This is a genomic window from Streptomyces sp. NBC_01485, from assembly GCF_036227125.1.
Taxonomy (GTDB): domain Bacteria; phylum Actinomycetota; class Actinomycetes; order Streptomycetales; family Streptomycetaceae; genus Streptomyces.
In genome coordinates this window covers 6,558,585-6,572,675 of the sequence record NZ_CP109435.1, presented here as the reverse complement: position 1 = coordinate 6,572,675, position 14,091 = coordinate 6,558,585, and the positions used below count along the sequence as shown (strand labels likewise).

13 protein-coding genes are annotated in these 14,091 nt (G+C 69.0%); 7 read left to right on the top strand and 6 right to left on the bottom strand.

Features of this window, described 5'->3' with window-relative positions; genetic code table 11:
• Nucleotides 1–55: 55 nt before the first annotated feature.
• The 3 genes from OG352_RS29845 (at nucleotide 56) to OG352_RS29835 (ending at nucleotide 4,751) form a co-directional block, all read left to right on the top strand.
• Nucleotides 56–2,107: a M4 family metallopeptidase gene (locus OG352_RS29845; protein ID WP_329221170.1), complete on the top strand. Its 2,052-nt coding sequence runs from the start codon at nucleotides 56–58 to the stop codon at nucleotides 2,105–2,107.
• A 376-nt stretch (nucleotides 2,108–2,483) separates the two neighbouring features.
• Nucleotides 2,484–4,148, top strand: coding sequence for a M4 family metallopeptidase (locus OG352_RS29840; protein WP_329221168.1), 1,665 nt, complete (start codon nucleotides 2,484–2,486; stop codon nucleotides 4,146–4,148).
• 84 nt (nucleotides 4,149–4,232) lie between these two features.
• Nucleotides 4,233–4,751, top strand: a complete 519-nt coding sequence (locus OG352_RS29835) for a DUF1990 domain-containing protein (protein ID WP_329221167.1) — start codon at nucleotides 4,233–4,235, stop codon at nucleotides 4,749–4,751.
• 19 nt (nucleotides 4,752–4,770) lie between these two features.
• On the opposite strand, the gene OG352_RS29830 is transcribed toward OG352_RS29835, so the two are convergent.
• Entirely contained in the window at nucleotides 4,771–5,229 is a 459-nt protein-coding gene (locus tag OG352_RS29830; RefSeq protein WP_329221166.1) for an ATP-binding protein, read from the bottom strand.
• Nucleotides 5,230–5,480: 251 nt separating this feature from the next.
• Between OG352_RS29830 and OG352_RS29825 the strand changes: the two genes are divergently transcribed.
• Together OG352_RS29825 and OG352_RS29820 are read left to right on the top strand one after the other, a co-directional pair.
• The gene (locus tag OG352_RS29825; RefSeq protein ID WP_329221164.1) at nucleotides 5,481–6,332 is read left to right on the top strand and encodes a helix-turn-helix domain-containing protein; all 852 of its coding nucleotides are present in this window, start codon (nucleotides 5,481–5,483) and stop codon (nucleotides 6,330–6,332) included.
• Between the two features lie 11 nt (nucleotides 6,333–6,343).
• A complete protein-coding gene (locus tag OG352_RS29820; protein WP_329221163.1) occupies nucleotides 6,344–6,529 on the top strand; it encodes a DUF397 domain-containing protein in 186 nt (61 codons plus the stop codon).
• A 255-nt stretch (nucleotides 6,530–6,784) separates the two neighbouring features.
• Here OG352_RS29820 and OG352_RS29815 read toward each other — a convergent pair whose 3' ends face one another.
• The 4 genes from OG352_RS29815 to OG352_RS29800 are packed head-to-tail and all read right to left on the bottom strand — an operon-like array spanning nucleotide 6,785 to nucleotide 8,747.
• Complete coding sequence (locus OG352_RS29815; protein WP_329221161.1) at nucleotides 6,785–6,970, bottom strand: DUF397 domain-containing protein; 186 nt, start codon at nucleotides 6,968–6,970, stop codon at nucleotides 6,785–6,787.
• Between the two features lie 11 nt (nucleotides 6,971–6,981).
• Complete coding sequence (locus OG352_RS29810; RefSeq protein ID WP_329221160.1) at nucleotides 6,982–7,836, bottom strand: helix-turn-helix domain-containing protein; 855 nt, start codon at nucleotides 7,834–7,836, stop codon at nucleotides 6,982–6,984.
• A 7-nt stretch (nucleotides 7,837–7,843) separates the two neighbouring features.
• Complete coding sequence (locus tag OG352_RS29805) at nucleotides 7,844–8,368, bottom strand: DUF6879 family protein (RefSeq protein ID WP_329221159.1); 525 nt, start codon at nucleotides 8,366–8,368, stop codon at nucleotides 7,844–7,846.
• Nucleotides 8,328–8,747 (bottom strand): hypothetical protein, encoded by a 420-nt coding sequence (locus OG352_RS29800; RefSeq protein ID WP_329221158.1) that lies wholly within the window; start codon nucleotides 8,745–8,747, stop codon nucleotides 8,328–8,330. The genes OG352_RS29805 and OG352_RS29800 overlap by 41 nt, the downstream gene beginning before the upstream one ends.
• A gap of 178 nt (nucleotides 8,748–8,925) precedes the next feature.
• Here OG352_RS29800 and OG352_RS29795 point away from each other — a divergent pair, with 178 nt between their 5' ends.
• Complete coding sequence (locus tag OG352_RS29795) at nucleotides 8,926–9,306, top strand: hypothetical protein (RefSeq protein ID WP_329221157.1); 381 nt, start codon at nucleotides 8,926–8,928, stop codon at nucleotides 9,304–9,306.
• A gap of 414 nt (nucleotides 9,307–9,720) precedes the next feature.
• Here the strand turns inward: OG352_RS29795 and OG352_RS29790 are convergent, their stop codons facing one another.
• On the bottom strand, nucleotides 9,721–12,363 hold the full coding sequence (locus tag OG352_RS29790) for a glycosyltransferase family 1 protein (protein ID WP_329221155.1): 2,643 nt from the start codon (nucleotides 12,361–12,363) through the stop codon (nucleotides 9,721–9,723).
• A 363-nt stretch (nucleotides 12,364–12,726) separates the two neighbouring features.
• Here OG352_RS29790 and OG352_RS29785 point away from each other — a divergent pair, with 363 nt between their 5' ends.
• Nucleotides 12,727–13,980 carry a S8 family peptidase gene (locus OG352_RS29785; RefSeq protein ID WP_329224019.1) on the top strand — a complete coding sequence of 418 codons (1,254 nt, stop codon included), beginning with the start codon at nucleotides 12,727–12,729 and terminating at the stop codon, nucleotides 13,978–13,980.
• Nucleotides 13,981–14,091: the final 111 nt, after the last annotated feature.

Genomic DNA, 14,091 nt, shown 5'->3' with positions numbered 1-14,091 from the left:
CCGCCGTCCGGTCTCCCTGGCCACGCGACCCGTGGCCGCGCAGAAGGAGTCAGTGTTGAGCAGCAGTCCCTCTCTCAGACGCACCCCCCACACCACCTCCCACACCACGACCCGCCGTGCCGCGGCCGTCGCCCTCATCGGTGTCTCCGCGCTCATCGCCGCCGCCGTGCAGTCCGGCGCCGCGACGGCCGCCCCGACGAGCGCGTCGCAGGCCCGCCCGGGCGCAGAATCGGTCAAGCTCACCCCCGCCCAGCGCGCCGCACTGATCCGCACGGCGGACGCGGGCAAGGCGGCCACCGCCAAGGAGTTGGGCCTGGGCGCCAAGGAGGCGCTCGTCGTCCGTGACGTCGTCAAGGACGCCGACGGCACCCTGCACACCCGCTACGAGCGCACCTACGGCGGCCTCCCGGTGCTGGGCGGCGACCTCGTCGTCGACACCACCAAGTCCGGCGCGACCCAGGGCGTCACCAAGGCCAGCCGGGCCACCATCAAGGTCGCCTCGCTCTCCCCGACCTTCAGCGCGGCCAAGGCGGAGAAGCAGGCGCTGAGCCTCGCCACGGCCGCCGGCGCCGAGAAGGCGGACACCAACCGGGCCCCGCGCAAGGTGATCTGGGCGGCGAACGGCACGCCGGTCCTGGCGTACGAGACGGTCGTCGGCGGTCTCCAGGAGGACGGCACCCCGAACGAACTGCACGTCATCACGGACGCCACCACGGGCGCGAAGCTCTACGAGTACCAGGGCGTCGAGACCGGCATCGGCAACACGATGTACAGCGGTCAGGTCACCCTGGGCACCACGCAGTCGGGGTCGACGTACAACCTGACCGACGCGACGCGCGGCGGCCACAAGACGTACAACCTCAACAAGGGCACCTCCGGCACCGGCACGCTCTACTCCGGCGCGGACGACACATGGGGCACCGGCGCCGCGTCCAACACCGAGACCGCCGCCGCCGACGCGCACTACGGCGCGGCCCTGACCTGGGACTACTACAAGAACGTGCAGGGCCGTTCCGGCATCAAGGGCGACGGCGTCGGCGCGTACTCCCGGGTCCACTACGGCAACAACTACGTCAACGCGTTCTGGCAGGACAGCTGCTTCTGCATGACGTACGGCGACGGCGACGGGAACACCCACCCGCTGACCGCCATCGACGTGGCCGGCCACGAGATGACGCACGGCGTCACCGCCAACACCGCGGGCCTCAACTACAGCGGCGAGTCCGGCGGCCTCAACGAGGCGACCTCGGACATCTTCGGCACCTCGGTCGAGTTCTACGCCCAGAACTCCTCGGACGTCGGTGACTACCTCATCGGCGAGGAGATAGACATCAACGGCGACGGCACGCCGCTGCGTTACATGGACAAGCCGAGCAGGGACGGTTCCTCGAAGGACAGTTGGTACTCGGGCATCGGGTCGGTCGACGTGCACTACTCGTCGGGCCCGGCGAACCACTTCTTCTACCTCCTCTCCGAGGGCAGCGGCGCCAAGACGATCAACGGCGTCAGCTACAACTCGCCCACCTCGGACGGCCTTGCGGTCACCGGCATCGGCCGCGACAAGGCGGAGAAGATCTGGTTCCGCGCGCTGACCACGAAGTTCACCTCGACCACCAACTACGCGGCGGCCCGCACCGGCACGCTGGCGGCGGCCGGTGAGCTGTACGGGACGACGAGCGCCGAGTACACGGCGGTGCAGAACGCGTGGGCGGCCATCGCGGTCGGCGCGCGTCCCGGCGGCGGTGGCGGCGGGGGCGGCACCTCTTTCGAGAACACCGCCGACGTATCGATTCCGGACAACGGTGCGGCGGTCACGTCGTCGGTCACCGTCTCCGGGCGGACCGGCAACGCGCCGTCGAACCTCGCGGTGGCGGTCGACATCGTCCACACCTACATCGGTGACCTCCAGGTGCAGTTGATCGCGCCGGACGGGACGGCGTACACGCTGAAGGCGTACGGCACCGGCGGGAGCACGGACAACCTCAACACCACGTACACGGTGAACGCCTCCTCCGAAGTCGCCAACGGAACCTGGCAATTGAAGGTCCAGGACAACGCGGCCCAGGACACCGGTTACATCAACGGCTGGGCACTGACCTTCCCGTAGGCGCCGGCGCCGCACGGCCCCGCACAGTCCCGAGCGGGCCGCACACAGTCCCGAGCGGGCCGCGCGCAGTCACCGCACAACCCGCAGTCACCCGCCAAGCCATGGCACAGGACGCCGTCCCGGAGCTTCGACTCCCCCGGGGCGGCGTCGCTTTTTTACCGTCGCCTTGCCCGCGCCCTGTTGGCCGTTGACCCAGGTCAAGTCCGTTTACATTCCTGCAACGTTCACCGGACAGTCGCTTTTCAGCCAACATCACTTTGGGGTCCTGACATGTACGCGCCTTGATGTCACTCTTCCTTCACCCGCCGCACAACTTCACACCCGTCACGGGCAGCCACCCCACGGCACCCGGACCCCCCACATCCAAGGAGCTTGTGTGTCCTCCCTCTACGCGCGTCACAAGCACACCACTCTCGCCATCGCCACCGCCGTCGCGGCCGGAGCCCTCATCACCACCGGCCTGACCGCCGGCAGCGCAGTCGCCCAGAGCCCGGCCGAGTCGACCGGCAAGACGATCCCGCTGGGCGCCCCGGTCCAGCTGTCGTCCGCCGCCCGCACGACGCTGATCCAGCAGCAGCAGGCCGACGCCCCGGAGACCGCCCAGACGATAGGCCTCGGCGCCAAGGAGAAGCTGGTCGTCAAGGACGTCGTCAAGGATGCCGACGGGACGGTCCACACCCGCTACGAGCGCACCTACGCGGGCCTGCCGGTCCTCGGCGGCGACCTCGTCGTCCACGAGTCCGCGACGGGCGCGACCAAGGGCGTCACCAAGGCCAACACGGCGACCATCAAGGTGGCCACGCTGACCCCGAAGGTAGCCCCCGCCAAGGTCGAGAAGCAGGCACTGACCGCCGCGAAGGCCGCCGGCTCGGCGTCCACCACCGCCGACCAGGCCCCCCGCAAGGTGATCTGGGCCGCCAACGGCACCCCGGTCCTCGCCTTCGAGACGGTCGTCGGCGGCCTCCAGGACGACGGCACCCCGAACCAGCTGCACGTCATCACCGACGCGGCCACCGGCAAGAAGCTGTTCGAGTACCAGGGCATCGAGACCGGCACCGGCAAGAGCCTCTACTCGGGCACCGTCACGCTCGGCACGACCAAGTCGGGCTCGACGTACAACCTGACCGACGCTGCGCGCGGCGGACACAAGACGTACAACAAGTCGCACGGCACGTCCTCCTCCGCGGGCACCCTGTTCACCGACGCGGACGACACCTGGGGCACCGGCGCGGCCTCCAGCTCCACCGCCGACCAGACCGCCGCCGTCGACGCCGCCTACGGCGCACAGACCACGTGGGACTTCTACAAGTCCACGTTCGGCCGCAGCGGCATCAAGAACAACGGCGTCGCGGCCTACTCGCGCGTCCACTACGGCAACGCGTACGTCAACGCGTTCTGGGACGACGACTGCTTCTGCATGACGTACGGCGACGGCGACGGGAACACCCACCCGCTGACCTCGCTGGACGTGGCCGGCCACGAGATGAGCCACGGCGTCACCTCGAACACCGCGGGCCTGAACTACTCGGGCGAGTCCGGCGGCCTCAACGAGGCCACCTCCGACATCTTCGGCACCGGCGTGGAGTTCTACGCGAACAACGCCAACGACCCCGGTGACTACCTCATCGGCGAAGAGATCGACATCAACGGCGACGGCACCCCGCTGCGCTACATGGACAAGCCCAGCAAGGACGGCGGCTCGGCGGACTCCTGGTCCTCCAGCGTCGGCAACAAGGACGTGCACTACTCGTCCGGCGTCGCGAACCACTTCTTCTACCTCCTCTCGGAGGGCAGCGGCGCCAAGACGATCAACGGGGTGAGCTACAACTCCCCGACGTCCAACGGCTCCACGGTCACCGGCATCGGCCGCGACAAGGCGCTGCAGATCTGGTACAAGGCGCTGACGACGTACTTCACGTCGACGACGAACTACAAGTCGGCGCGTACCGGCACCCTCTCGGCGGCCTCCGCCCTCTACGGCTCCACCAGCACGGAGTACAAGGCGGTGGCGGCGGCATGGTCGGCCGTCAACGTCAGCTAACGCTTGCGTAGACGCTCGCGTAGATGAGCTGGGGCGGCACCCGGGGCGAAGGTATCCCCGGGTGCCGCCCTACTCTTGGCTCCCATGCCCCCGAAGGACTTCACCTACGACGATGTCGGCGCGACCCGCGACCGCCCCGGCTTCTGCCCGCCCGGCTTCCACCCCCTCCACGTCCGCACCCGCCTCGGCGAGGGCCACGGGCTCTTCCGCCGCGCCGCGGAAGCGGTCATGACCTGGGAGATGCACCGCGCCCTGGGCGTGGGCATAACCGCCTCGACAGACCGAGCGACCCCCGATACCGACGTCACGGTCACCCTGGCCGGCCTCATAAAGGCCCCCTGCCGCGTGGTCTGGACGGTGGACGAACACCGCCGCGCAGGCTGGGCCTACGGCACCCTCCCCGGCCACCCCGAACGCGGCGAGGAGTCCTTCGTCGTCGACCGCACAGGCGACGGCACGGTCTGGCTGACGGTCTCGGCCTTCAGCCGCGCCGCGAAATGGTACGCAAGGGCGGGCGGCCCGGCGACCCGGGGCCTGCAGCAGGCGTATGCGCGACGGTGCGGGGTGGTGTTGCGGGGGTTGTGCGGGGACGAGGACTCGTAGCCAGGCGAACGAACAATCCTCAGGCGACGCGCAAGGGCTTCCCTCGCCCGCCCACCTCGAACCACAGCAGTTTCCCGGCCCCCTGCCCGAGCGGCCAGCCGCCCCACCAGTCGGCGTACTCCTGCACGAGGTACAGCCCCCGCCCGCTCTCGCCGTCGACCGGGCCGGGCAGGAGACGATCCCCGGGAGGCACGGCAAAGGGCGCGGGGATGTACGGATGGCTGTCCCAGACCCCGACCCTGAGCCGCCCGTCCCCCGGAGCGGTGAGCCGGAGCGAGGCCGGCCCCTCGGTGTGCAGGTAGACGTTGGCGACCATCTCGGACGTCAACAACTCGACGACGTCAAGCACTTCACGCATCCCATGCCCGGCGAGGGCCGCCCGCACGGTCATACGTGCGACCCGTGCGGCTCTCGGGTCATGCGGCAGACGGAGCGCGTACACCCACGTCTCGGGCGGGGCTACGGTGACGGTGACCATGAAGACCTCCGGGAGAAAAGGGAAGGGGGGAAAGCGAGGAACGGGACTTGGACAACTCGCTCACGGCCACGCCGAGCGGCGGCATTGCCTGGTCGGTGCGCTTCCGGCTTATGGGTGCGGGGTGTTGAGCGGCTGCGCTGTACAACGTAGCGTCACACTAGAAGTTCTTCCATTAAATCTGCGAAGATCTGCCAATCATCACCCGTGTAGGTGACGCTGAAGGCCCCTGCCGAAAAGAGAAGCCAACCGCCATGCCACCCGCCCCCACCGCGACCCTGCGCCAACAGCGCCTCGGAGCCGAGCTGCGCAAGCTCCGTGAACGCGCCGGACTCACCTCGACCGCGGCTGCCGCACTCCTCGGAGGGCCGCAGGCCCGGATCAGCAACATCGAAGCGGGGCGCTACGCCGTGAGCGCCGAGCGTGTCCGTACGCTCGCGCGCAACTACACCTGTGCCGACGAGGCCTACATCGACGCCCTGGCCGCGATGACGGGCGGCCGCAAGCGGGGCTGGTGGGAGGAGTACCGGGACAACCTGCCGTCCGGCCTGCTCGACCTCTCGGAACTGGAGCACCACGCCACGGCGTTGAGAGTGGCCGTGACGGTTCACATGCCAGGACTTCTACAGACGTCCGAACACGCCCGCGCCACGATGCGCGAGGCGGTCCCGCCCTTGCGCCCGTACGAAATCGAGCACCGCGTCTCGTACCGGGTGAAGCGCCAGGCCGTACTTTTCGAGGGCACCACGACCCCCTACACGGCCATCGTTCACGAGGCAGCCCTGCGTATGGGCTTCGGCGGCCCGGACATCGCCCGCGCCCAGCTCGACCACCTCTTGGAGTTGAGCGAACAACCCACGATCGCCGTCCTGGTGATCCCCTTCGGCCAGACCGGCTTCCCCGCCTCGGGCCAACCCATCACCGTTGCCGAGGGACCCGTGCCGCAGCTCGACACCGTGGTCCTGGACACCGACCACGGCTGCGAGTTCCTCGACGCAGAAGCCCAGTTGGACCGCTATCGCTCCGTACTGGACCGCATGGAATCCCGCGCACTCCCCGAACCCAAGTCCCGAGACCTCATCCACCGCATCTCCAGCGACCTCTGAGGAGCCCCGCCATGCCCGACCTCACCTGGCAGAAGTCCACGTACAGCGCCGAGGCCGCCAACTGCGTCAACATCGCCGCCTCCCCCACCGGCACCCTCCACCTCCGCGAAAGCGACGAGCCGGACGCCATCCTCACGACGACCCCGGCCCGCTTGCGAGCGCTGATAATTGGCCTGAAGGGGCGTCCGACGTCTTGACCCCACTCGTTCACGATGCGGCACCGCGGCCGTCGGGCGGTCGGCACGGTCGTATTCCAGAGTGCGGGTCGATATTGCAGCCTCCGCTCCGCTGCCCGTCTCCCCGGGCAGGCGGCCGAGGCCGTCGTACGTGCGCTCGCGCCGCATTCCACCTGGCAACAGTTCGGGTTTATATATCCTCTGACAGGTAGTCAGCAGGCAGCAGAAAGGCCCCTCCCGAGAGAGGGGCCCATCCCAAGTTCAGGTAGAGCGTCCTTACCCGATAAGAGACTTCGCGTACTCCACGAAGCCGGCCCAGGGTGCCGGCGGGACGCTCAGGACACCCCTCCCTCGGTCCTTCGTGTCCCTGACCATCACTTTCTGGGCATCGTTGTCGGCCACCTCTACGCAACTGTCAGACTTCGTGTAGGTGCTCGTGCGCCAGTTGGGCTGGGATGTCAAGTTGACCCCTCCTAGTCGGTTGCCACGCGGTCAAAGTGCTGGATCGCAGCTAGTACGAGATCCCTGGCGGTCTGCCCGTACACCGCGGACCGCCTGTGGAACTCGAAGACCCTGATGTAGATGTCGATTTCCCGTGGCTGAGTCACGACCATTTCTGCGGAGAACGTCTCCAACATGACGCGCTTGTCGTCAAACATCACGAAGCCGTGCCCGATCCACGTGTTGAGCGGCGCAGACCGAGGGACGATGCCCAGGCTCAGTCGCGGTAGCGCCAGAACGGCCAACAGCCGGTCGAGCTGGGCTCTCATGACCTCGGAGCCCCCATGGTTCGAGTAGAGGGCCTGCTCGCCCAGGAGGACGTTGAAGATCCGATCACCCTGGTACAGGTACTTCTGTCGTTCGAGTCGCTTCGCCACGGCGGCTTCCGTGTCTCCTGGGGTGTCGTACAGGCGTGACACCTCATCGAAGACGGCCTTGGCGTACTCGGCAGTCTGAAGCGTGCCCCAGACGACGTTGGGTTCCCAGATGCGGAAGACCTTGGTCTTCCCATAGAGCGGTAGGGACTGCTTCTGGCGTCCTTCAGCCCCGGCCTGGAGCAGCCGTCGCCACTCCAACCACAGCTCATCAATGTGGCGGACCGTCGCGATGAGGTCTCGGACTTCGGCTTCGTGCCCGGTCAACTCGCACCAGACACGGATGTCCTCTTCGGAAGCGTTCTGCTTGCCGTTCTCGATGCGAGAGACCTTGGATTCCTGCCAACCAGTCGCAGCGGCGAAGGCCCGGCCACTACTGAATCCCGCGTCCTTGCGGAATCCACGCAGCCGGGCCCCCAGCGCCTCTCGCGTCTCTTGTGCTTGGTTGTTCACGGAGAGATCAGGGCTTGTACTCGGGATGGGGAACGGCGGAGGCCCAGAGTAGATCCCGCACCCGAACACACTCGGCGACGATGGCGGGCGTGTCGATCAACTCGTTCCCGAGGAACCGGCCTGAGTCGTCGAAGTGCCCCACAGCGATGATCGAGTCATCGAACAGCCACCAGTCATGTCCGTCCACCGGGAAGGTCAGGCCCTCGGGCAGCTGGTGCCGCGGATACCACCTGACGGACTCGCCGGCCTCTTCGTTGACGTGGGCTGTGACGTACTCCCACTGGATGTACGGAGTGTGCGGTTCGGTGACGACGCGCACCCGGCGCATGGTCTTACCTGCGCCAGTGACGTGCTCTACGAGCTGCGTCCACGGCTCCATGTACGAGTGGTCCAGAGGCTCGCCACGGAGCCAGCTCGCATAGGGGCCATCCTCTACCGGGACTGAGTAGTCGTCCCTCAGCTCCAAGTGGAAGGCACCGTGCACACAGCCGTCAAAGAGCTGGTTGCGCTCGGTGCTGGAGATCAGCTCCACGCGGTTCCTCCAGTAGCGCGGTGATCGCGGCCTTGGGGACCTCGACCACGGTTTCGTAGTCCGGGATCTGCATCTGTGCCAGGGCCTCGGTGTCGGTCACCTCCTGGCCCTGCACAACGTACGTGCCTCCAGGAGTGAGGACCATAAGAGGGTCCTCAAGGCGCTTGAACTCTCCGGAGGGAAGCCCGTCCTTCTCCAGGTACTCGAACAGCTCGGTGGGTACCTCGACGGCTGTCTCGCCCTCGCGGATGGTGAGCTGCATCAGCAGGTCATTCGCGAAGATCTTCCAGCCTTGCACGAGGTAGGTGTCCCGATCGGTGGCGTAGAGGGTCGGGCACTCTCCCCCTTGGGAGTTCTTACCAAGGAACCGTAGCTTCATGGCTGTTCTCCTGTCCGCTGCCTTGCGCCGGTTTGTGCGGCACTTCCAGCATCGAGCAGGGGTTCTAGCCCGTCAATCCAGCTACTGCAATCTCGCGCAATCTGCTTTGAGGTTGGAGTCAGGCCGCTCTACGTTCGTCCTCCGACACAACCCACACAGTGGCATCGAGGGGAGAAGCGTGGTGGCGAGCGTGACAGACGAGCACGTGAATGCGGGAGCTGAAGCCGACAGCCTGCCCATCGATGTCGAGACGATCACGGAGACCGTCGACGTGGCCTGGGGCATGTCCCTCAGCACATCGACGCGCAAGGACATCGACGCCAGAACCGCCGAGCTGATCGGGCACTTGAACCTTCTCGTGGGGCAGCGCCTCGACGAGGACGAGAACCGGGGAACCTTGCGACTTCTGCGCGCGGTGGAACGCCACCTCGTGGCAAGCAACCGGCCGACTTCACGGACTCAAGCCCACGACGCGTACAACTACCTCCGCGACACGGCCATTTTCACGAGCACGCTGCTCGGGACGTATCAGCAGGTCCACGGAGTCAAAGAGGGATGACGGCCAAGAGGTGGCCGGTCGGCCTCTGCCGGCTCTGTCGGACGTCGGATCATCCTGTGACCTTCATAGGCCCTCCGTGAACGGGTCACCACCCCAGGCTTCGCCTGCGCTGGCTGCTGCGAGTGGTCAAGGCAGTACATCAGCGCATACACGCGGCGGTACGACGCACGCTCCGCCTCATGACTCCCCGCCCGTCCGTCGTACCCCCGTCGCGGATGGGCGGGGCCCAAACACCCGCCGCCCACTACCGGATAGACAACCCCGAGTGAGTAGTAGCAACAGCACGAAGACCGTGGAAGCGGCCCAGCAGCGACGAGACCGCGACTCCAAGGCGGCCCCCATAACCGGGCCCGAAACAGCGAACGGCCCCACACCCGCCGGGCAAGTGTGGGGCCGCGTTTCGAGCGGTGACTGCTACCGCAGCAGCACCCCCGCGCCCTCGCTCCCCTCCGCCACCGCGACCGCCTCCTCCGTGGGCACCGTGACGAGGCCCAACTCCGCGCCGGACGCGAGGAGTCGGTGTGTGGGGAGGATGCGGACCGTGTAGCCGAAGGGGCCCGTGCGGTCCAGGGACAGGGGGCCCTCGTACAGCCACCTGCCCTCCAGGTCGGGGCCGCCGGCCGGTTTCAGCGGGACCTTCGCCGCGTCCGTGATGCGGTCCTCCTCGTCGACCCGGCCCGAGACTGCCTGGACCTCGACGTCGTCGGGGGCGAGGTCGCCGAGGCCGACGCGGACCCGCAGTGCGAGCGTGGTGCCGAGTTCGGCGGTGGTGGTGGCCACCGACGTCTCGACGTGGTCCACGGTCACCGCGTGCCATGCCGAGCGCACCCGCTGCTTCCAGGCGGCGAGTTCGCGCGCGGTGTCGGGGGCCATCGTCCGGTGCGCGTGGGCGGCCGGGGTGTAGAGGCGTTCGACGTACTCGCGGACCATGCGCCCCGCCAGCACCTTCGGGCCGAGCAGGGTGAGGGTCTGGCGGACCATCTCGATCCAGCGGTCGGGCAGTCCGGCGCGCCCGCGCTCGTAGAAGCGGGGGGTGATGCGCTGTTCGAGGAGGTCGTAGAGGGCGGACGCCTCGATGTCGTCGCGGTGGTCGGGGTCGGTGCCGGCGCCGTCCGCGGTGGGGATCGCCCAGCCGAAGTCGGGCTGGAACCATTCGTCCCACCAGCCGTCCAGGACGGACAGGTTGAGGCAGCCGTTCAGGGCCGCCTTCATGCCCGACGTGCCGCACGCCTCCAGCGGACGCAGCGGATTGTTCAGCCAGATGTCGCAGCCGGGATACAGCTTCTGCGCCATCGCCATGCCGTAGTCGGGGAGGAAGACGATGCGGTGGCGCACCCGTGGGTCGTCCGTGAACCGGACCAGCTCCTGGACCAGGCGCTTGCCGCCGTCGTCCGCCGGATGCGCCTTGCCCGCGACGACGATCTGGATCGGGTGGTCCGGGTGCAGCAGCAGGTCCGTCAGCCGGTCGCGGTCCCGCAGCATCAGCGTCAGCCGCTTGTACGACGGGACGCGGCGCGCGAAGCCGATGGTGAGGACGTCCGGGTCCAGAACGCCGTCGATCCAGCCCAACTCCGCTGTACCCGCGCCCCGTTGACGCCAGGACGCGCGCAGTCGCCGCCGCACCTCCACCACCAGTTGCTCGCGCAGATCGCGGCGCAGCTCCCAGACTTCCTGGTCGGGAATCTCGGCGACGGAGTCCCAGCGGTCGGAGCCGCCGACGCTCAGGGCGTCCTCGGCGCGCTCGGCGCCGATCTGGCGGGCGCCGAGGCGCAGCACCTCCGGGGCGACCCAGGTCGGGGCGTGCACGCCGTTGGTGACGGAGGTGATGGGCACCTCGGCGGGGTCGAAGCCGGGCCACAGGCCGGCGAACATCTCCCTGCTGACCTGGCCGTGCAGCAGGGACACGCCGTTCGCGCGCTGCGCCAGCCGCAGGCCCATCACGGCCATGTTGAAGAGGTTCGGCTCGCCGCCCGGGTACGTCTCCATGCCGAGGCGCAGGATGCGGTCGACGTCCATGCGCGGAAGCTCGGCCTGGGGTCCGAAGTGACGGGCGACCAGGTCGCGGTCGAAGCGGTCGATGCCGGCCGGGACGGGGGTGTGGGTGGTGAAGACCGTCCCGGCCCGGACGGCTTCCAGCGCGGGGTCGAAGTCCAGCCCCGTGTCGGCGAGTTCGGCGATCCGCTCCAGGCCGAGGAAGCCCGCGTGGCCCTCGTTGGTGTGGAACACCTCGGGCGCCGGGTGGCGGGTCAGCCGGCAGTACGCGCGTACCGCCCGGACACCTCCTATGCCGAGCAGCATCTCCTGGAGCAGCCGGTGCTCGCTGCCGCCGCCGTAGAGCCGGTCGGTGACACCGCGTTCGCCGAGGTCGTTCTCCTCGACGTCCGAGTCGAGCATGAGGAGCGGGACGCGGCCGACCCGGGCCAGCCAGACGCGGGCGTGGAGCTGTTTGCCGGCCGGGAGGGCGAGGGAGATCTGCGCGGGGGTGCCGTCGTCCTCCCTCAGCAGGGTCACCGGCAGCTCGTTGGGGTCGAGGACGGGGTAGTGCTCCTGCTGCCAGCCGTCCCGGGAGAGCGACTGGCGGAAGTAGCCGTGCCGGTAGAGCAGCCCCACGCCGATCAGCGGTACGCCCAGGTCGCTGGCTGCTTTCAGGTGGTCGCCGGCGAGGATGCCGAGGCCGCCGGAGTACTGGGGCAGGGCGGCCGTGACGCCGAACTCGGGTGAGAAGTAGGCGACGGCGGCGGGGAGTCCGGCGGTGGCGGGCTGCGTCTGGTACCAGCGGTCGCCGGTCAGGTAGTCGTGCAGGTCGTCGGCGGCGGCGGTCAGCCGGCGCCGGAAGCGGCGGTCCTCGGCGAGTTCTGCGAGGCGTGCCGGGCGCACGCCGCCGAGGAGTCTGACCGGGTCGCCGTCCGAGACGGCCCAGCGCTCGGGGTCGACGGACCGGAAGAGGTCGCGGGTTTCCGCGTGCCAGGACCAGCGGAGGTTGCGGGCCAGGTCGCTGAGGGGGCGGAGGGGTTCGGGGAGGAGGGGTCGGACGGTGAATCGACGGATCGCCTTCACATTCCACCTCGTCGTGCGTAAGGAGAGGAGAGAGACGCACGGCGGTGTGCGTCCACGTCTTTCAAGACGGTACCGGCGTCGACGTCGGCCTTGGTGGGGGCTGGCCGCCCCCGTACCCCCGCTTTTCGGCCTGAACGGCCTCGCCCTCAGTCGCCGGACGGGCTGACGTGCCCGGACCGGCGCCGCTCAGAACCCACGGCAACAGGCCACGAACCCCGTTTCACCCCCGTAGGCCGTCTTGTGGTGCTTCGCCCCCCCGCGAGAGGCTGCCCAGTGGCGTGCCCGGGGAAGCCGGGGTGCGCCGAGTCGAGGAGTTGGGTCGAGGAGGGGAAGAGGAGGGGGACTCGAACCATGGCACGGACCATGGCACGGACGCGCTCGCGGCGTCTGCGCCGGGCAGGGGGCCTGACCGCGGTCACCACGGCCGCGGTCGCCACGACCGTGGTGCTGGCGGCCGTGGTGCTGGCGGCCGTCACCCTGCCCGCGCACGCCGTACCGGAGGGGAAGATACTCGGTGCCGGTCTGCCCGGCACCGTCGGCGGAAGCTACCTCGTGACGCTGAAGGGGGACACACCCGCGTCGTCGCCGGCCGGGCGACGCCTCGTCGGGACGTACGGGGCGCGGATCAGCCACACCTACGGCACGGCCCTCAACGGGTTCGCCGTCGCCGCCGACGAGAGACAGGCGCGGCGGCTCGCGGCCGACCCGCACGTGGCGTCCGTCGTCCAGGACAGCCGCGTGACGGTGGACGCCACCGGCGGCGTCGGCACCGCCGGGAGGAACCCGCCGCCCTGGGGGCTGGACCGCGTCGACCAGCCGGGCCGGCCGCTGGACGGCGGTTACCGGTGGCCTAGGTCGGCGGGCGCGGGCGTCACGGTGTACGTGATCGACACCGGCATCCGGATCACGCACGACGACTTCGGCGGCCGGGCGAGTTACGGCTGGGACTTCGTCGGCGGTGACCGGGTCGCCGCCGACGGCAACGGACACGGCACGCACGTCGCCGGCACCGTCGCGGGCACGAACCTCGGCGTCGCCAAGAAGGCGAAGGTGGTCGCCGTTCGGGTGCTCGACAACGCCGGCGCGGGCACCACCGCGCAGGCCATCGCCGGCATCGACTGGGTCACCCGGCACGCGCACCGGCCCGCGGTCGCCAACCTCAGCCTGGGCGGCGGGTACAACGCGGCGCTGGACGCCGCCGTCCGCACCTCCATCCGGTCCGGCGTCACCTACACCGTGGCCGCGGGCAACGTGGGACAGCCTGCCGCCCTGCACTCCCCCGCCGACGTGCGGGAGGCCATCACGGTCGGCGCGACCGACCGCGAGGACGCCCGGGCGGGCTTCTCCAACTACGGTTCGGCCCTCGACCTGTTCGCGCCGGGCGTGTCGATCACTTCCGCGTCGTACACGAGCGACACCGGCCGGGTGGCCTACTCCGGTACGTCGATGGCGTCGCCGCACGCGGCGGGCGCGGCGGCGCTCTATCTCGCCGACCACCCGAGAGCCACGCCCGCGGCGGTCGCAAAGGCGTTGGTCGCGGGGGCGGTGAACGGCAAGGTGTCCGGCCGGGGGACCGGTTCACCGGACAAACTCCTGCAAGTCCCGCCGTTCGGGTAACGGGGCTGCGGAACCGGCTCCGTTCCTCGTGAACGGGGCCGGTCTTGTGCGGAGACATTCGCGCGAGTAGTTAACAAAGTGCCGGATTGCTCACCCGTTCAGGGTGGGAAG

Bases quoted from the DNA above. Each gene is read 5' to 3' on its own strand.
- OG352_RS29835 (WP_329221167.1), top strand. From the start codon at position 4,233: ATGCCCCCGAAGGACTTCACCTACGACGATGTCGGCGCGACCCGCGAC.
- OG352_RS29830 (WP_329221166.1), bottom strand. From the start codon at position 5,229: ATGGTCACCGTCACCGTAGCCCCGCCCGAGACGTGGGTGTACGCGCTC.
- OG352_RS29825 (WP_329221164.1), top strand. From the start codon at position 5,481: ATGCCACCCGCCCCCACCGCGACCCTGCGCCAACAGCGCCTCGGAGCC.
- OG352_RS29820 (WP_329221163.1), top strand. From the start codon at position 6,344: ATGCCCGACCTCACCTGGCAGAAGTCCACGTACAGCGCCGAGGCCGCC.
- OG352_RS29800 (WP_329221158.1), bottom strand. From the start codon at position 8,747: ATGAAGCTACGGTTCCTTGGTAAGAACTCCCAAGGGGGAGAGTGCCCG.
- OG352_RS29785 (WP_329224019.1), top strand. From the start codon at position 12,727: ATGGCACGGACGCGCTCGCGGCGTCTGCGCCGGGCAGGGGGCCTGACC.